We start from the raw sequence: 18,970 nt of genomic DNA, 5'->3' as shown, positions 1-18,970 counted from the left end.
CAATTGGCTTTATTGTATACACAAACATCATATGAAGCGCGGTTGTTGTCGAGACAAGGTGATGCATCACAGTATTATTATTATCAGCAATAGGTGTAAGTTATAATTTACACCACCTGTTTTTAATAATTTACACTTGCAAGTGATTTATATCTGAGTATATTAGAGTTCATAGAGTGTCCGGGCGGGTTTTTTAATAAACTCGGTGTAAATGTTTTTTTACGGAATAAGATTATGAAGAAAAGTGAATTAAGTAATATCAATATTAGCGATGAACAAGTATTGATTACGCCAGAAGCACTGAAAGCGAAGCTACCTTTAAGTGAAAAAGCGAGAAAGTCGATTCAAGATTCACGTGATGCTATTGCTGACATTATCCATAAGCGCGACCATCGTTTATTGGTTGTTTGTGGACCATGCTCTATTCATGATATCGATGCCGCAAAAGAATATGCCAAACGTTTGAAAACCTTGTCTGCGGAGTTGAGCGACCAACTGTATATCGTTATGCGTGTATATTTTGAAAAGCCACGTACAACGGTAGGCTGGAAAGGTCTAATCAATGATCCTCAATTAGATGGAACGTTCGATATTGAACACGGTTTGCATGTTGGACGTGAACTTCTGACCGATCTTGCTGAAATGGATATCCCATTAGCGACGGAAGCGCTGGATCCAATTAGCCCGCAATATCTCGCGGACACATTCTCATGGGCAGCGATTGGGGCGCGTACCACTGAGTCTCAAACTCACCGTGAAATGGCCAGTGGTTTATCGATGCCGATTGGTTTTAAAAACGGGACCGATGGCAGTTTATCAACGGCGATTAACGCCATGCAAGCGGCCTCTTCTAGTCACCGTTTCATGGGGATTAACCGAGACGGTCAGGTTGCACTGTTGACGACACAAGGTAATGCTAATGGTCATGTGATCCTGCGCGGCGGCAAACAAACGAATTATGATTCAGTCTCTGTCAACGAGTGTGAGCAAGAATTAGCGAAACACCATCTGGATGCGTCGCTGATGGTTGACTGTAGCCATGCTAATTCACGTAAAGATTACCGTCGCCAGCCATTGGTAGCAGAAGATGTGTTGCATCAAATCCGAGAAGGCAACAAGTCAATTATTGGCTTAATGATCGAGAGTCACCTTAATGAAGGAAACCAGAGCTCAGATATTCCTTTAAGTGAGATGGAGTACGGGGTTTCTATCACCGACGCATGTATCAATTGGGATGCAACTGAGGCACTATTACGCCATGCTCATAAAGAGCTTGTCCCATTCTTGGAAAATCGTATTAAGGAATAATCGCATCCATGTCTGCTGAATTGACCCCACTTCGTAACAAAATAGACGAAGTTGATAAGAAGATGCTTGAGCTTCTGGCTCAGCGCCTCTCTCTTGTAGAGCAAGTTGGTGAAGTAAAAAGCCTGCATGGTTTACCAATTTATGCACCTGACCGAGAAGCCGCTATGCTGGCATCTCGTCGAGCGGAAGCAGAGAAGGTTGGTGTACCGCCGCAACTGATTGAAGATATTCTACGTCGTACCATGCGTGAATCGTATGCCAGTGAAAAGGACTCAGGATTTAAATGTCTGAATCCTGATTTACGCTCGGTTGTGATCGTTGGTGGTCGTGGTCAACTTGGCAGCCTATTTGGAAAAATGTTCGCGCTATCGGGTTATGAAGTAAAGATCTTGGGTAGCCAAGATTGGTCTAACGCGGATGAGATTCTTGATAACGCGGGCTTGGTTGTGGTGACGGTACCTATTAACCTAACCGAGGGCGTGATCGAAAAATTAGGCAACCTGCCTGAAGACTGTATCTTGTGTGATCTAACGTCAGTGAAAAAGCGCCCATTGACGGCAATGATGCGCGTTCATAAAGGGCCAGTAGTCGGGTTACACCCAATGTTTGGTCCTGATGTCCCGAGTATGGCTAAACAAGTGATTGTTTATAGTGATGGACGTGGCGAGTCTCAGTACCAATGGTTGTTAGAGCAGTTTACGATCTGGGGGGCAAGCCTGTGCCAAATCGAAGCAGAGAAGCATGATAATGGCATGACACTTATTCAAGCGCTGCGCCACTTTACCTCATTTGCTTATGGCCTTCATTTGAGTAAAGAGAATCCAGACCTTGATACGTTGGTGAAGCTGAGTTCACCTATTTATCGATTAGAGTTGGCGATGGTCGGTAGACTGTTCGCTCAAGACCCAAACCTATACGGTGATATTATTTTATCATCAGATGAAAATATTGAGATGATTAAACGCTTCCATCAACAGTTTGGTGAAGCACTGACACTACTTGATAACAAAGACAAGACAGAGTTTGTGACTCAGTTTAACCAGGTAAGTGAGTGGTTTGGTGATTATTCGCAGCAGTTTATGTCTGAAAGCCAAAATTTGCTGAAACAGGCCAACGATGCCATTCATCGTAGTTGAGTGTTGAACGACTAATAATCAAAAAAACGCAGCCAATGGCTGCGTTTTTTTATTGCTTCGGTATTAGTTTATTGCTTTTGGTATTGCTTTAATGCGTATGTGCATCTTCTGTTGAGGGCAGTTCTTCGTTCCCCGCCGTCTTTATCGACGAATCTACATAAGGTGCATTCGTCAGATTAATCTGCAACTTCACGACACTTGTGATGAGGTCGACAAGTGGGGCCCATTGGACTTTTTTCTCTTTTTCAAAGACGTAATCGAAATTTTCTGGGCTCCAATCCATTAAGTACTGTGGATTAAGCGTACGACCTAAAAAACGGACCTCATAGTGTAGATGTGGGCCGGTAGAGTTACCGCTGTTACCACACTGTGCAATCACGTCGCCTTTTCTAACAAATTGTCCACTTTTTGCTTTGAATTTATTGAGATGAGCATAGGAGCTCATAAAACCAAATGCGTGACGTATTGTCATGTAATTACCATAACCTTGACGGCTAGGGCGAACGGTTTCAATCACACCGTCTGCTGGCGCTAAGATCTGTTCACCTGTTTTGCATGTGAGGTCGATCCCCGCATGCAGTTGGCGGTTGCCAGAAATAGGGTTGGTACGGCGGCCATAGGATGACGAGATTCGTTGATACGTCATTGGGCTGTCGTTAGGAATAAGTCGAAACATCGTTGCTCGAACCGCAGAATCTATGGCAGCGGCATCAATACGCTCATCAAGTGGCATCTCTGCATCGTAGAGTTCTTCATCAACAAGGCCAAGGACAGCCTCAACGTCGTTAACTCGTTTTCCAAGTAATTGCAGCTCGTCTCGTTTGTCTTCTAGCTCTTGAGATAGGTTATGAGTAATGTCGACTTGGGCTTGAAGTTGAGATTCAAGTTCGCTTTTTTCAAGTTGCAAATCTGATAGTGACAACTCAGTTGATGATAATTGGTGTTGCGTTGAATTGAGCTGTGTCTGCGATTGTGTAAATGAATACCCAACTAAACCAAGAGCAACAGGGAGTGCAGCGGCAAGCATAAGGGTGCTGTAGGTTCGCTTTTTTCCTAAGCGTAGCGTCTTCTTCGCCTTTCCTTGCGTGGTTGGTATCACAACCTTAATTTGATTTGGCATGAGTCAGTTCAGTTTACTTAATTTCTATAAATAGAGTGAATTTTCTGTTAATTTTCGCTGAATATGAACGTAAATCACAAAAAAATAGGCCGCTATTATTAGCGGCCTGATGTAAAAAAACAAGTTTATCTCAAATTCATATGATTATTTTGAGATGCGCTTATATTTAATACGGTGTGGTTCAGCGGCTTGTGGGCCTAAGGTTTTCTTCAACCATTCCATGTATTCGGTGTAGTTACCTTCATAGAAGTTTACTTGGCCTTCATCGCGATAGTCGATGATGTGGGTTGCGATACGGTCTAAGAACCAACGGTCATGCGAGATAACCATGGCGCAACCAGGGAACTCAAGCAGGGCTTCTTCAAGCGCACGTAAGGTTTCTACATCAAGGTCATTGGTTGGTTCATCGAGTAGCAACATGTTGCCACCCGCTTTAAGCAGTTTCGCCAAATGAACACGGTTACGCTCACCACCCGAAAGGTCGCCAATGATCTTTTGTTGATCTGCGCCTTTGAAGTTGAAGCGAGAGCAGTATGCTCGGGCTTGGATCTCAAAGTTATTTATCTTGATGATATCTGATCCTTCCGAGATTTCTTGGAAGACAGAGTTTTTATCGTTCATTGAATCACGGAATTGCTCAACGGATGCTAGCTTAACGGTATCGCCAAGTTCAATGGTGCCTGAATCAGGCTGCTCGGTACCGCTGAGCATTTTGAACAGGGTAGATTTACCCGCACCGTTGGCACCGATGATGCCAACAATCGCTCCCTTAGGGATGCTGAACGATAGATCGTCGATAAGAACACGACCATCGAATGATTTTGTTAGATTGGTCACATCCAGAACTTTATCACCTAAACGCTCACCTGGCGGGATGAATAGCTCGTTAGTTTCATTACGTTTCTGATGGTCGCCACTTTGTAGTTCTTCAAAGCGAGCCATACGAGCTTTTGATTTAGCTTGGCGGCCTTTAGGATTTTGACGAACCCATTCCAGCTCTTTCTCAATGGTTTTTTGACGAGCTTTTTCTTGAGAGGCTTCTTGCTGAAGACGGGCGTCTTTTTGTTCAAGCCATGAGGTGTAGTTGCCTTCCCAAGGGATACCTTCGCCTCGGTCTAGCTCGAGAATCCAACCCGCCGCGTTATCTAAGAAATAACGGTCATGGGTAATGGCCACAACAGTGCCGGTATAATCAACAAGGAAGCGCTCTAGCCACGCGACAGATTCTGCGTCCAAGTGGTTGGTAGGCTCGTCGAGTAGTAACATGTCTGGTTGCTCAAGCAACAGGCGACAAATCGCCACACGACGACGCTCACCACCAGAGAGGAATTCAACTTTTGCATCCCATTCTGGTAAACGAAGGGCATCTGCAGCTCGCTCAAGGGTGTTCTCTAGATTATGACCATCTTTAGCTTGAATCAGTCCTTCAAGCTCGCCTTGTTCTTTCGCTAGGGCGTCAAAATCCGCATCAGGTTCTGCGTAGGCTGCGTAGACTTCATCAAGGCGCTTCATCGCACCTGCCACATCTGCAACGGCTTCTTCAACGATCTCACGTACCGTTTTAGATTCGTCGAGTTGAGGTTCTTGAGGAAGATAACCAACGTTCAGTCCTGGCTGTGGACGCGCTTCTCCGTCGATGTCTGTATCAAGACCCGCCATAATACGAAGCAGGGTAGATTTACCTGAACCGTTAAGGCCTAAAACGCCAATCTTAGCGCCAGGGAAGAAGCTTAAAGAGATATCCTTAAGTATTTGTCGCTTCGGTGGCACAATTTTGCTCACTCGCGACATGGTATAGACGTACTCAGCCATTACCGTTCGATCCTAATATTCAAGTCAATAGAACGGTTATTTTACACTACGCAGTCACTACGTTTCAATTTTCCTTCTCTGGCAAAGTGCACTCATTCGCTCGGTTATGCACGGTTAGGTGAAAAATTACCGCACTGAAGCAAAAGGAAACAAATTCTTAATGAGAAATGGATTGGCATAAGCAGTGATATCGTCTTAAATTGAAAGTTGACCATGCCTTTAGTGTGCGTTGAGAAAGCGACATAAAAATAACAACAATGATCAAGTGGTCGCATCATTATACAATTTTAAGGGGTAGGGTTAGATGAACAGACAAGGAAAGGTTAAGTTAGCATGGACGGCGATACTGTCATGCTTAGTCAGTGTAGGGAGCGTTCAAGCGCAAGAAGAGGCAAAGCTTAAAAAACAAAGAGCAATTTATGACAAAGCGCAGTCATTAATCGATCGTAAGGATATTTCTGGGTATCAGAGTTTACGCCCTCAAATTGCCGATTATCCCTTAACACCCTATATTGATAATCGAGTGTTTTCTCTTGAGCTAGGTGATAAGTCGGTTGCTCAAGTCAATCAGTTTATGGCAGACAACCAAGCGTTGCCTTTCTCTTCTCGTGTAAGAGCACCTTATTTGGACCGTTTGGCTCAGCGTAAGCAATGGGATGAACTTTTAGAGTTTCAAACTACCTACCCAAAAGGAGAACGCTATCAATGTTTGTACCATTACGCACAATTAAAGACAGGAAACCACGAGGAAGCGTTTAAAGGGGCTGGTGAGCTATGGAAAAGTGGTAAAAGCGTATCAGACGCTTGTGATCCATTGTTTTCAGAGTGGACAAAGGCTGGATTTCGCACCGATGAACGACTCATTGAGCGCATGACTTACGCTTATCAATCGCGCAATGGTTCGCTCATTAAATACCTCAATAAACAGTTAAAAACGAATCAAGGTCAAGCACAAGGAAAACAGGTCAGCACACTTTTTTCCTCGCCTCAACAAGTCACCTCATTCATTGGTAGCACTTTTCCTGAACCTTATAAAAGTGAGTTAATCGAGTCGGCTTTCAAGAAGCTTGCACGCTCTGATAGCGATCAAGCGTATTCAATATGGCCAACCCTCAATGCCAATGAAAAAATATCTAATGAAATCAAGCAGTCTATGGCCGATTACTTAGCGATGCGGTTGATTAATACCGAATCTTCATCTGAGGCCAAATGGCGAGATAGCGTACTGGCGAATAGTAGCAATGATATTAATATTGAACGGCGTGCTCGTCTTGCTATTCAACAAAGTGATTGGGCTGGATTGCTAGATTGGATTGGAAAGCTATCACAGGCTAAGCGCGACAGTAGTCGATGGCAGTACTGGATAGCTCGCGTCGAGATTAAATCAGGTAATCAGCAGCAGGGAGAAGAACGCCTTCAAAGACTGGTTGGTGAGCGTAATTTCTATAGCGCCGCTGCTGCAACTTATTTAGAGCACTCAATTGTCTACCCAATATCTCGAGTTACTATTGATACGGCCGTGCTTGAACCATACGAAGACAGTTTGGTTCGTATTAAAGAATTGGTGGTTCGAGATAAAATAGCAGCTGCGAAATCGGAATGGCGTTATTTATTATCTCGAGTATCAAAAGATGAAAAAACGATGCTTGCGGCTTATGCCGGTCAGCAAGGTTGGCATCATTTTACCGTTGTTGCGACTATCTCAGCAAAAATGTGGGACAACATGAGCCTGCGATTCCCGATTGCCCATCGCTGGTGGTTTGATTTTTATGCTAAGGAGCTCGGCCTCGATAGCATGATGATGATGGCTTTGGCGAGACAAGAAAGTGCCATGGATGTAGAGGCTCGCTCACCAGTAGGGGCGCGAGGTGTTATGCAGATTATGCCAGCTACAGCAAAATATACGGCTAAGAAGTATAAGATTTCATACAGCAGCTCTAAAGAGCTTTATAACGTGGGTAAAAACATAGAAATAGGCTCGCATTACTTGAATGGTTTGTTAGGCGACTATGATAATAATCGTATCTTTGCCTTTGCTGCGTACAATGCAGGGCCAAATAGAGTCAAACGCTGGCGTCAACGTTCTGACGAGCAACTCGATGTTTTTGCTTTTATTGAGACCATCCCGTTTAAGGAGACTCGTGGCTACGTGCAAAATATTTTGATGTTTCAGACGTACTATCGAGATCGACTGGGGATAGAGGGCAGCTTTTTGACGACAGAGGAAGCGAATCGTCGATACTAAATGACTGGGCTACCATTTACCTTCTTCTTGAGGTTAAAATACGAAAGGAATGTTTCTGATGGAAAAGTGAATGGAACCTCAATATCAAGACTGGCAACAAGTGCTCGACCTCATTCAAAGAACCGATGGAGCAGATCAACAAGCGGCATTGCTGACGATGCTGCTTACTCCAGACGAACGGGAAGCAGTAACGGCGCGAGTAAATATTTTATGTGAATTACTCAAGGGTGAGTTATCACAGCGGCAGATCAGTCAGATGCTTGGCGTGGGAGTCGCAACAATTACTCGGGGTTCTGCTGAAGTGAAGCGCCTGAGCGATGAGAATAAATTATCGCTCAGTGACTTGTTACTCAAATAACGTATTACTCAAATAACGTATTACTCAAGTACGTTTTTACTAAGCTGCTATTACGTAGCGGATAACAGCCATTGATTTGGTCGACTGTGCAAAGGGTTCACACACGGGCTGGTAGAATTATCCAGGGAAGTGCTGAGGGTTAATGAACGGTATTAGTGCGAGTATTAATGCCTGCTGGTACACCGAACTACGAGTCAACTGATGGGCGGTTAGCAATGCAATTGCTCCGCCTTTTTGCTTGATGTTGTCGGTACCAAAGGTTAAATCCATTACGTCACCTAGTTCAACGTCTGGAGCGAGTTGAGTGATAACAGCAGGCGGCAACATTAAACTGGCACTTCTTGACTGTCCGACAATACCATTCGATTCAATGACCATCCATGCGAACGTTGAGTCACCATCTAATCCCGCTTCAATACCTACATAATAATCTGCGTCTTTTAGTGCATGCTGAGCATTGCCGACACGGTTTCTAGCGCCTAGTAAGGTTTCGTCATTGTTCATCGGTTGATCGGGTACGTTGCTCGCAACATTAACCCCCTGAAACTCAAAACTCTGGGTGGGGAAAGTAGACTCAAACGCGCTCTTAACTGCGTTGATCTTAGCTGGATTTAGCGAGGCGATAATCACTTTCTTCATAGCAATAGATTCCAATTACCTTAGATAACAAACTCAATTCTAACGTAAAGCTTCCGTAGCCATGTCATTTAATTCTCGAGCAACATTATTCTTGTCAAGAATCGGGAAAGATTTATAACAATAATTTTACCATATGGAATATCATCCTGTAAAATGGTGAGTTGTTCGAACAAAGAGATCATGGAAATGAAAATAAAAAAAATAGCCGTAGTAGTGGGTCTAGTTACATTAGCAGGCTGCCAAGCCACGCAGCGCCAAAATGCAACAACGGGTGAGTATGAAACGAATTCAGCGACCAAAGGGGCGGTGATTGGGGCAATAGCAGGAACGGCTGTGGGTATTGCTTCTGGTGGCGATGGTCGCGGCATTTTATTGGGAGCGGCAAGTGGCGCTGCCCTTGGTGGTGGGACTGGGTACTATTTGGATCAACAAGAAAAAGCGTTGCGCCAAGAACTTCTCAATTCTGGGGTGCAAGTAGAAAGAGTGGGTGACAACCAGCTCGTGCTTCGATTGGAAAATGGGATTGGTTTTAATAGTAACTCTTACACACTCAACAGCAGCATTAACCGCTCACTAAAAGGCGTTGCCCGCATATTGGTGGAATACCCTGATACGAGCTTAGTCATTGATGGCTTTACGGATAGCTCTGGTGATGCTCAATATAATCAAGAATTGTCAGAGAAACGAGCAGAACAAGTGCGTTCGTTTTTAGTTAGCCAAGATGTTGCTGCAGGCCGAGCTGTTGCTCGCGGGAATGGTGAGCGATTCCCAATTTGCGCTAACTCAACACCGGAAGGTCGAAAATGTAATCGACGTGTTGAGATAAAGATTATGCCGTTGACTTAGCCCGACAAGTCTCTGCTGACATAGAGAGATGATAGGTCATAAAAAGCCCCAGCGTAATTGCTGGGGCTTTTTGCTATTCACTCAAATCAGGAATAACGGGTTTGACGTTATCAATAGGGTAGCAACCCAATACTTTTAGGTACTTGGTGATCTTAATTAACTCTTGTATTGCCAATTGCATGGGTTCTGAATCTTTATGTGCTTCTACGTCGACGTAAAACATCTCCTCCCAAGGGTTACCCATAATTGGGCGAGATTCAAGCTTCGTCATGTTGATGCCATAACGTTGTAGAACCAGCAAGGTTTCGACCAGAGAACCTGCATCTTGAGAGGTTGACATGATAAATGTCGTTTTCGCCGGTATTTGAGTGGATACCTCAACAGGCTTTCTTGCCACGATAATGAAACGAGTGTGGTTTTCTGTTTGGTTAGCAATGTCACTTTGGATAGATTGCAAGCCATAGAGTTTACCGCTTGAGGCATGGCCGATAGCGGCGACATCATCTCGGTTCAGTTCTTGGACTTTCTGCATCGCATCTGCGGTACTCGCACAGGACTCTAAAGCCACACCTGACAACCGACTTAGGAATTCACTGCATTGTTGATGGGGCTGCGGGTGAGAATATAAGGTTTTAATGTTCTCTAGCTGTATCTCTTTTGTGGCAACGAGACAGTGGTCGATAGGCTGAGTTAATTCACCAACGATATGCAATGTTGTGTGTTGAAGGAGATCAAAGACTTCGTTAATGGAGCCCGAACTCGTATTTTCAATCGGTAAAACACCGTAGTCAGCATGCCCTGATTCCACGGTTTTCGTCACTTCTTTGAATTGATCGCAATTCAGTTCAATCAGTTCGGTATTTTTACGTGAAAAATACTCACGACTTGCTAGGTGTGAATATGAGCCTTTTGAGCCTAAGAACGCTACTCGAGCGAGTGGCTTACGGCTTTGTTGTGGGTTAGCTAAGTTCTGTAAATAAACCTGCTGAAGTAACACGGAGTCTTCAATGATGGTATGAAAAATTTTGGTGATATAAGGTGCATCGAGCTGGTATTTCTCTTTGCCGTTATTAATGAGTTTAACGAGTAACTGTTGTTCGCGAGAGGCATCGCGCACGGGTTTCGATGTTTGAACTTTACTCTTGGCAACCTCAATACTGAGCTGACGACGCTCAGATAGAAGTTGCAGTAATTGGTCGTCTAGCTCATTTAGACGTAATCGAATCTCATCAAGAGAATATTTAGTATTGGTCATCGAATTATCCTTATAAAAAAGCCTCCCGTTTGGGAGGCTTTCCGTTCGTTTTTGATTTTTCTTTCGTAAACGACGATGCCCCCAAGTTAGTGGAGGAAAAAAAAGTCAAAAAAGAACGGAGATGTTATTAGCATTATGAGAAGTACTTTATGTTGAACCCAACCCCACAATAAGCAAGCGGGGATAGACCGTCAAGCAAAAAAATAGCGCCGTTAGGCGCTATCGTAAAGAAATGAGAGCAGGTTATTCAACCTCAGCTTCAATCTCTTCTTCGAATTCGAGTTTCTCAGAGCGACGAGCTTCCGGTTTATGACGTAGCTTATTTAATTGTCGTTCAAGTTTTTGTTCTACTTCATTAACCGCAGTATAAAGGTCTTCGTTCGAAGCGGATGCCACCAATTTTCCTTTGGGTACCGTAATGGATGCTTCAAACTTCATTTGTTTGTTCGGTTCTTCGCTAAACGCGGTTTGGCAGCTAATGATATCGACTTGCCATTTTTCAAGTTTTTTAAACTTACTTTCAATATGTTCACGGATTGCAGAGGTAATCTCAATATTCTTGCCTGTGATGTTTATTCTCATATGTTTTTCCTCTGTGACATCCCTTATGGGTTAACTTCAGATTACTCGCTCACAGTGAAATAAATGTGATCTACATCACTAAAGTGATTGAGTGTTCATTGATAGAAAGTAAATGTGATCTAACGCAAAGATATGAGTTCTGACTTGTTGAAATCCTTTTATTCCTTCCTGAAAGTCTTTAGATTTGAAAGGGTAATAGGCTGAAAATACACTGTTTTTGGAGGCTTTTTACGGCCTCGATAATACCTTGCTCAAAAAACATACTCCGCCAATGTGTGATCAATATCACCTTTATCTATTTTGATATTCTAGTCGTTCAATATTTTGTAAAATGGCACGTCTGTGTTTTGTGCTTGCTGTTCCTCTCGAACTTGTTGTAGTGATTCGAGTTGCTTATATATGACGAAGTATCTATTGATGTTCATGACGTAAGTAACAGGCTCTGAACTGATATTCCTTCGAGCCATAAGTTCAACGTTCCCAAACCATACATTGGCATCGTAACCATGCTTAGTCGCGAGTCGTCGCATTTTGGATATGTTAGCTGGTCCTGCATTATAGGCAGCAAGTGATAGGTAGACTTTGTCTTTTTCGCTGATGCTCTCGTCGTTGAAATATCGATCTCGAATAAAACGCAGATACTTAACGCCAGCATGGACGTTATTCTCGACTAAATGAATGTTTTTGATATTCACGTTACGGTCACGAGCGGTACTTGGCAGTACTTGCATAATACCTACTGCGCCTTTGGGGGAGACTTTTCTCTGGTCGAGTTTAGATTCTTGAAAGGCCTGTGCCGCTATCATTAGAAAATCAAAATCATACTGATCGCCATATTTTTTAAAGAGTTCTGCAGTGCTATTTAGGCGTTTGAGTTTTTCTGGGTCTAGGGCCCGAGCAAACCAAGAGATATTGTCCAGATATTTGTTGTAGATGACGTTACCGAGCAAAGTCCCAGCCTTCGCTGTCTTGATGTAGCTATTTACTTGTTTAGCCAGTACTGGAGAATCTTTTCTCATTGCCCACGCGATTTCTCCTCCGGTTCTAAACGGAAGATCGAAATGAACATTAAGGTTCTTATCTGTTTTATGCCAAAATTCCGCTTTATGACTATCAAGAATCGTGGCGCCGATATAGCCTTGCTTTACCATTTCAATCAGTTCGTAATCCTGTAGTGTTTCTTCTAGGTATTGCACAAAGACTGGTGGCTTGTTGTTATCGGTTAGCTTTTTATTGAGCGCTTGTAAGCTTTCAAAGTAGCTCGAGCTTGCCCTTACCCACACTTCTTTGCCACTCAGTTGCTCTATAGAATTTAGCTTTGGGTAGTCTTTTGCAGTGATAACCAGTTCGTCGATGTTGGTAAGAATCGGGTTACTAAACTCAATGACTTGCTCTCGGCGTTCAGTGACGGTTAGATTCGCTATGACCAAGTCTCCATAACCTCGAATGAGTGACGGAATTAGGTCGTCTCTTGGTACTGGGATTACTTGAACTTTTAAATGACGGTGTTTTTTCTTAAGCTCTTTTTCGAAGTGATGCAGTTGTTCAGCGCCAATACCCTTGGGCTGCCCCTTTTCAATATAATAGAAGCCGAGATCCGCGGCGACGAGAACCCTTAATACGCCTCGCTCTGTTAACTTGTCTAAATCGCCCTTATAAGGCTCGTTACTTAATGGCGTTAGTTCCAAAGCAACGGATGACAAGCTAGTGAAAGCCATCATCAAACATAATATAAATGTTTTCACATACTACCCTTGTTACTACTGTGTTAAAGGTAAATATATAAATGAATGGGATAAGTTGCCAATTTATAAACAAAAAAAACGCTGCACAATTGGCAGCGTTCATAGTGAAAAAAGTTAACTAACCGTGATTTATCGAGGATTTAACTCCATCAACGTTTCCGTTCGTTTCACTTGATCTTCCATCCCGAGTTTTTCATAGGCTTGTTTTTGGATATCCAGTGATAGCCGAGCTGCCTCAGTGTCGGGGAAGGTCTTTTGTATCTCTTGTGAGCGGTTGATTGCTGCAATCCACGCCTCGCGACGAAGATAGAAATCGGCAGTCGCAAGGTCATATTTTGCCAATCTATTTTTTAATGCAACCATTCGTTTTTGCGCGTCTTCAGCATAAGCACTACCTGGGTAGCGTTTGAGCAGGCGGTCAAAATCAGAGAAAGCAGCTTTGACAGGCTCAGGATCGCGATCTGAGCGATCAATACTGAATATGTCATGCATGAAATTTCGATCTTGAGCCATATGGGTTAACCCGCGCATGTACAACACCCAATCTGAGCGATTGTGCGTTGGGTTTAAGCGTGAGAAACGTTCAATCGTCGCAAGCCCCAGAGCTAGGTCGTCATTTTTGTAGTAAGCGTAGATAAGATCAAGTTGAACTTGTTCAGTGTACGCACCAAATGGGTAGCGGGAGTCAAGCGCTTCTAAACGTTCAATAGCTGAAGACCAGTTACCACTTCGCAGCGAATCTTGTGCTTCAGAATAGAGTTGTGACGGCGGGACATCTGGAACGGTGACTTCTTTGTCAGCACAACCAAACAACAAAACTAGCGATAATAAGCTTGTCAGTTTAAGCAGTTTCATACTAAAACGAGATTCCTTGACATAAATATTTTTCAGTCTCCATTACTTTTCAGTCAAGTAACAGATACAATGTTGGGATACATTATCCACACTCGTGGTTACTTAGTCCCAAGGTTTTTTAAAAAGTTCGATATGGCTCAGCAGATTGAATTAACAAATACAATAAAAGACAGCCAGTTAGGTCAAAGATTAGACCAAGCTGTTGCTGAATTATTCACAGATTTTTCTCGCTCACGCTTAAAAGAGTGGTTAGTAGCAGGAAAAATCTCCGTTAACGGAGAGGTTATCACCAAGCCCCGAACCAAAATGATGGGTGGTGAGTTAATCACAATCCAAGCCGAATTAGAAGATGAAGAGCGTTTTATCGCGCAAGACATTCCTCTTGATATCGTGTTTGAAGATGATGACATCATTGTGATCAATAAGCCAAGAGATTTCGTTGTTCACCCAGGGGCAGGGACACCCGATAGTACGGTACTTAATGCATTATTGTATCATTACCCAGCAATTGCAGAAGTCCCACGCGCAGGTATTGTGCATCGTTTGGATAAAGACACGACGGGTCTTATGGTGGTTGCCAAAACGGTACCAGCTCAAACTCGTTTAGTGCGTGCGTTGCAAAAGCGTAATATCACACGTGAATATGAAGCCATTGCTATTGGTAAAATGACGGCTGGTGGACTGGTTGACAAAGGCATTAGCCGCCATGCAACAAAACGTGTATTGATGGCTGTAAATGAGTTAGGCAAACCTGCGGTGACTCATTACCGTGTGGCAGAACACTTTCGTGAGCATACAAGGCTTCGATTGCGTCTAGAGACAGGTCGTACGCACCAAATTCGTGTGCATATGTCGTACCTGCAGCACCCTCTTTTAGGCGATACTGCCTACGGTGGTCGTGCGCGCATCCCAAGAGGAGCGAGCGAAGAATTAACGACAATGATTCGTGCGTTTGATCGTCAGGCTCTTCACGCTGTTATGCTGAGATTTGCTCACCCTACTACGGGAGAAGAGATGGAGTTCCATGCTCCTATTCCCCAAGATATGGTGGTCATGACCGAGGCGTTAAGAGAAGATGCAAAGCTGAACAAGGAAGAAGACTACTAGTGTCTCTTCTTGTACCAACATGGGTGACAAATCCAAATATCAGTTCTGTGACCTCAACAAGAGAGCAAGGTGTCTCCCAGGCACCTTATGATGGACTGAACATCGGTACTCATGTTGGTGACAGCGCAGACCATGTTGCGTTGAACCGGCAAATACTGAAAGAGAAGGCAGCCATGCCTTCTTCTCCTATCTGGTTAAATCAAACACACTCTACAAATGTGGCAATCATCACTGACATCACCGATCAAATTGTTGATGCTGATGCTGCGTATACACAACACGCCAATATTGTATTGTCAGCGATGACAGCGGATTGTTTGCCTATTCTCATTGCCTCTAAGGATGGCCAAGAGATCGCTGCGATTCATGCGGGTTGGCGAGGTTTGGCGGATGGGATTGTCGAAAATACGCTTAAATGCTTTTCGGGTGAACTACAAGCTTGGATTGGACCCGCCATTGGTTACGATGCTTTTGAAATAGGCGGTGAAGTTAAAGCCATTTTTTGTGGGAAAGACTCGCGATTAGAACAAGCATTTAAAGCCAAGCCTTCCTCAGATAAATGGCTAGCCGATCTCGCTTTTATTGCTCAATTAAAGCTTGAACAATCGGGTGTAACAGACATTACGCAAAGTGCGTTATGCACCTATTCAGACCCGCAGCGTTTTTTTTCCTACCGTCGTGATGGCCAAACGGGACGTATGGCAAGTTTTATCTGGATGCAGCGCTGATTTTTATCCCTTTATCTTGAAAAATGCTCACCGCGTAACCATCTTATTTGCATATAACATCGTATGTCATTTAAGGGGGTTGTTATGCGCCTTGACCGTTTTACTAGCAAATTTCAAATCGCTATTTCTGATGCCCAATCTCTCGCCCTAGGCCGAGACCATCAATATATTGAACCTGTCCACCTGATGGTTGCGTTACTCAATCAGCAAGGTAGCTCCATTCGTCCACTGCTTACCATGCTGAATGTCGATGCGGTGCAGTTGCGCTCAAAATTAGGCGAATTGTTAGATAAGCTTCCTAAAGTCACTGGGGTTGGTGGGGATGTTCAGCTTTCAAGTGCAATGGGTAAGCTATTTAATTTATGCGACAAGGTTGCACAAAAACGACAAGATTCGTATATCTCATCTGAAATATTCCTACTTGCAGCCATTGATGACAAGGGACCTCTTGGTCAATTGCTTAAAAAGGTGGGTCTAACGGAAGCTAAAATTAATCAAGCTATCGAACAGATCAGAGGTGGTCAGAAAGTTGATGATCCTAACGCTGAAGAGAAACGACAAGCACTCGAAAAATTTACCATCGATCTGACTGAACTTGCAGAACAAGGAAAGCTCGATCCGGTTATTGGCCGAGATGATGAGATACGCCGCACGATTCAGGTACTACAGAGGCGTACCAAAAATAACCCTGTCATTATAGGTGAGCCAGGCGTGGGAAAAACGGCCATTGTTGAAGGGCTCGCCCAGCGCATTATCAATAACGAAGTTCCTGAAGGGCTAAGAGGGCGTCGTGTCCTTTCTCTTGATATGGGGTCGCTTGTAGCAGGCGCTAAATACCGAGGTGAATTTGAGGAGCGTTTAAAGTCTGTCCTTAACGAGCTAGCAAAAGAAGAAGGCAATATCATTCTCTTTATCGATGAACTGCACACGATGGTAGGAGCGGGTAAAGGTGAAGGGGCGATGGATGCTGGCAATATGCTGAAACCAGCCTTGGCTCGAGGTGACCTACATTGCGTCGGGGCAACCACTCTAGATGAGTACAGGAAATACATCGAGAAAGATGCAGCGTTAGAAAGACGCTTTCAAAAGGTCATTGTTGATGAACCATCGGTTGAGGACACCGTTGCAATTCTACGTGGCTTGAAAGAGCGCTATGAACTGCACCACCATGTTGAGATTACTGACCCAGCTATCGTCGCAGCCGCGAGCCTTTCTCATCGCTATATAACGGATCGACAATTACCAGACAAAGCTATCGATCTTATTGATGAAGCGGCATCAAGTATTCGGTTGCAGATCGATTCAAAGCCAGAATCACTAGATAAATTAGAGCGTAGAATCATTCAACTTAAGATTGAACAGCAGGCTCTGAAGAATGAACAAGATGATGCAAGCGAAAAGCGACTCGGCATTTTAAACACTGAGCTACTCGCAAAAGAACGAGAATATGCCGAACTTGACGAAGTCTGGAACGCAGAAAAAGCGGCACTGTCCGGTACTCAACATATAAAAACTGAGCTAGAGCAAGCTCGTATGGATATGGACGTAGCAAGACGAGCGGGTGATCTCAATCGAATGTCCGAACTGCAATACGGACGAATCCCCGAATTAGAAAAGCAACTCGACTTGGCTACGCAAGCTGAAATGCAAGAGATGAGCCTGTTACGTAATAAAGTCACCGACGCTGAGATTGCCGAAGTGCTTTCAAAGCAAACAGGAATACCAGTTTCAAAAATGCTGGAAGCGGAAAAAGATAAGCTACTCCAAATGGAAGCAGTACTGCATAAGCGAGTGATTGGCCAAGCTGAAGCGGTTGAGGTTGTATCTGATGCGATTCGCCGTAGCAGAGCGGGTTTATCTGATCCCAATAAGCCGATCGGTTCTTTTATGTTTTTGGGTCCAACAGGAGTAGGGAAAACAGAGCTTTGTAAAACGTTAGCGAATTTTATGTTTGATAGCGAAGACGCAATGATCCGCATCGACATGTCAGAGTTTATGGAAAAACATTCGGTTGCTCGCCTAGTCGGTGCCCCTCCTGGTTATGTTGGCTATGAAGAGGGGGGGTATCTCACGGAGGCGGTGAGAAGAAAGCCGTACTCAGTGATTTTACTTGATGAAATAGAGAAAGCGCACCCAGACGTGTTTAATATCTTGCTGCAGGTGTTAGATGATGGTCGCTTAACCGATGGACAAGGGCGAACTGTCGACTTTCGTAATACTGTCGTCATTATGACTTCAAATTTAGGGTCTTCTAAAATACAAGAGAACTTCGCTGTATTAGACTACGAAGGAATAAAAAGAGAAGTTATGGAAGTGGTGACATCCCACTTTAGACCTGAATTTTTAAACCGAGTCGATGAGAGCGTTGTATTTCATCCGCTGGGCGCGAAGCATATAGAATCTATCGCAGATATTCAGTTACAACGTTTAGGACAGCGCATGGAAGACTCGGGTTATCAGTTGTCCGTTTCTGAGCAAGCGCTAGAATTTATCGCTAAGGTCGGTTTTGATCCTGTGTATGGCGCTAGACCGTTAAAAAGGGCGATTCAGCAAAGTGTTGAGAACCCGCTAGCAAAAGAAATACTAGCCGGTAAAGTAGATCCATCTAAACCGATAAGACTCATTGTCAGTAATGATAAGGTTGTTGCAAGCCAATAATTTGGTTTTGGAATGCAAAAAGGAGGCGTCAGCCTCCTTTTTTGTGTCTTTAATAGACGCTTTGTTTGATTTGTGTTCGAACGGTATGGAAGTGCTGTTTTTATGTGATTTAACACTTGCCAAGAATAATTCGTTCTCTATAATGCGACCCCACTGAGACGGGAAAGGTTGTTAGAAACCAAGAACGAATCAGCAAGGTTATTCAGCTCAATGAGCTAAACGAAATTAGTTTTAAAAAAGTGTTTGACACTGAAACTTAACTCGCTAAAATAGCCGTCCGTTTCGAGTAAAGCTCGAAACAAGCTCTTTAACAATATAAACCTATATCAATCTGTGTGGACACTTGTTGATGATAATCATTACGTTTGCTTCTGCTGCAAAGTAGAAACGAACACTTCTTCGGAAGTAAAATGGTTTTCAATGAACACGTGACCTAAGGGTAGTGAGCTCGCTTGCTGTCACACAGTCAACAATCATTATCGTTCTGTTGGAACGATAATAGCTTTAAAATTACTTCTTACTTTTTAAGTAAGGGACAGTTTTGAAGTCAGTATTCATTGAGCCGACAAAATCTTA

Annotated in this window: 15 protein-coding genes and 1 other annotated feature; of the genes, 8 read left to right on the top strand and 7 right to left on the bottom strand. The window is 43.7% G+C overall.

The features are described 5' to 3' along the window. Window positions 1-234: 234 nt before the first annotated feature. Both ACE1OE_RS13560 and tyrA read left to right on the top strand, forming a co-directional pair. Window positions 235-1,308, top strand: coding sequence for a 3-deoxy-7-phosphoheptulonate synthase (locus tag ACE1OE_RS13560; protein ID WP_449211395.1), 1,074 nt, complete (start codon window positions 235-237; stop codon window positions 1,306-1,308). Between the two features lie 8 nt (window positions 1,309-1,316). Next, a complete protein-coding gene (gene tyrA / locus ACE1OE_RS13555) occupies window positions 1,317-2,444 on the top strand; it encodes a bifunctional chorismate mutase/prephenate dehydrogenase (RefSeq protein WP_102469947.1) in 1,128 nt (375 codons plus the stop codon). A gap of 88 nt (window positions 2,445-2,532) precedes the next feature. On the opposite strand, the gene ACE1OE_RS13550 is transcribed toward tyrA, so the two are convergent. Together ACE1OE_RS13550 and ettA are read right to left on the bottom strand one after the other, a co-directional pair. Next, window positions 2,533-3,564 carry a M23 family metallopeptidase gene (locus ACE1OE_RS13550; protein ID WP_102469948.1) on the bottom strand — a complete coding sequence of 344 codons (1,032 nt, stop codon included), beginning with the start codon at window positions 3,562-3,564 and terminating at the stop codon, window positions 2,533-2,535. 144 nt (window positions 3,565-3,708) lie between these two features. After that, a complete protein-coding gene (gene ettA / locus ACE1OE_RS13545) occupies window positions 3,709-5,376 on the bottom strand; it encodes an energy-dependent translational throttle protein EttA (RefSeq protein ID WP_102469949.1) in 1,668 nt (555 codons plus the stop codon). Between the two features lie 304 nt (window positions 5,377-5,680). Between ettA and sltY the strand changes: the two genes are divergently transcribed. Continuing rightward, on the top strand, window positions 5,681-7,621 hold the full coding sequence (gene sltY / locus ACE1OE_RS13540) for a murein transglycosylase (RefSeq protein ID WP_449211394.1): 1,941 nt from the start codon (window positions 5,681-5,683) through the stop codon (window positions 7,619-7,621). 70 nt (window positions 7,622-7,691) lie between these two features. Then, entirely contained in the window at window positions 7,692-7,979 is a 288-nt protein-coding gene (trpR, locus tag ACE1OE_RS13535) for a trp operon repressor (protein WP_372059739.1), read from the top strand. Window positions 7,980-8,096: 117 nt separating this feature from the next. Here the strand turns inward: trpR and yjjX are convergent, their stop codons facing one another. Then, complete coding sequence (gene yjjX / locus ACE1OE_RS13530; RefSeq protein WP_449211393.1) at window positions 8,097-8,618, bottom strand: inosine/xanthosine triphosphatase; 522 nt, start codon at window positions 8,616-8,618, stop codon at window positions 8,097-8,099. Window positions 8,619-8,810: 192 nt separating this feature from the next. Between yjjX and ACE1OE_RS13525 the strand changes: the two genes are divergently transcribed. Further along, window positions 8,811-9,464, top strand: a complete 654-nt coding sequence (locus ACE1OE_RS13525) for an OmpA family protein (RefSeq protein ID WP_372059746.1) — start codon at window positions 8,811-8,813, stop codon at window positions 9,462-9,464. A gap of 73 nt (window positions 9,465-9,537) precedes the next feature. Here the strand turns inward: ACE1OE_RS13525 and pheA are convergent, their stop codons facing one another. The 4 genes from pheA to ACE1OE_RS13505 all read right to left on the bottom strand — a co-directional run bounded on the left by pheA (window position 9,538) and on the right by ACE1OE_RS13505 (window position 13,901). Continuing rightward, the gene (gene pheA, locus ACE1OE_RS13520; RefSeq protein WP_102470280.1) at window positions 9,538-10,719 is read right to left on the bottom strand and encodes a prephenate dehydratase; all 1,182 of its coding nucleotides are present in this window, start codon (window positions 10,717-10,719) and stop codon (window positions 9,538-9,540) included. 11 nt (window positions 10,720-10,730) lie between these two features. Further along, window positions 10,731-10,851 (bottom strand) — a sequence feature (Phe leader region). A 111-nt stretch (window positions 10,852-10,962) separates the two neighbouring features. After that, window positions 10,963-11,301, bottom strand: a complete 339-nt coding sequence (gene hpf, locus ACE1OE_RS13515) for a ribosome hibernation-promoting factor, HPF/YfiA family (protein WP_102470281.1) — start codon at window positions 11,299-11,301, stop codon at window positions 10,963-10,965. A 308-nt stretch (window positions 11,302-11,609) separates the two neighbouring features. Then, window positions 11,610-13,022, bottom strand: a complete 1,413-nt coding sequence (locus ACE1OE_RS13510; protein WP_449211476.1) for a transglycosylase SLT domain-containing protein — start codon at window positions 13,020-13,022, stop codon at window positions 11,610-11,612. A 153-nt stretch (window positions 13,023-13,175) separates the two neighbouring features. Next, entirely contained in the window at window positions 13,176-13,901 is a 726-nt protein-coding gene (locus ACE1OE_RS13505; protein WP_372059741.1) for an outer membrane protein assembly factor BamD, read from the bottom strand. 132 nt (window positions 13,902-14,033) lie between these two features. On the opposite strand from ACE1OE_RS13505, the gene rluD reads away from it, so the two are divergent. The 3 genes from rluD (at window position 14,034) to clpB (ending at window position 18,394) form a co-directional block, all read left to right on the top strand. Continuing rightward, window positions 14,034-15,008, top strand: coding sequence for a 23S rRNA pseudouridine(1911/1915/1917) synthase RluD (gene rluD, locus ACE1OE_RS13500; RefSeq protein WP_102470283.1), 975 nt, complete (start codon window positions 14,034-14,036; stop codon window positions 15,006-15,008). Beyond that, on the top strand, window positions 15,008-15,736 hold the full coding sequence (gene pgeF, locus ACE1OE_RS13495; RefSeq protein WP_449211392.1) for a peptidoglycan editing factor PgeF: 729 nt from the start codon (window positions 15,008-15,010) through the stop codon (window positions 15,734-15,736). Before rluD ends, pgeF begins: the two co-directional genes overlap by 1 nt. Before the next feature lie 84 nt (window positions 15,737-15,820). Beyond that, the gene (clpB, locus tag ACE1OE_RS13490) at window positions 15,821-18,394 is read left to right on the top strand and encodes an ATP-dependent chaperone ClpB (RefSeq protein ID WP_449211391.1); all 2,574 of its coding nucleotides are present in this window, start codon (window positions 15,821-15,823) and stop codon (window positions 18,392-18,394) included. Window positions 18,395-18,970 lie beyond the last annotated feature (576 nt).

This window comes from Vibrio sp. E150_011, from assembly GCF_053544015.1.
Note: the sequence above shows the minus strand (reverse complement) of the source record. Positions and strands in the feature narration are given on the sequence as shown.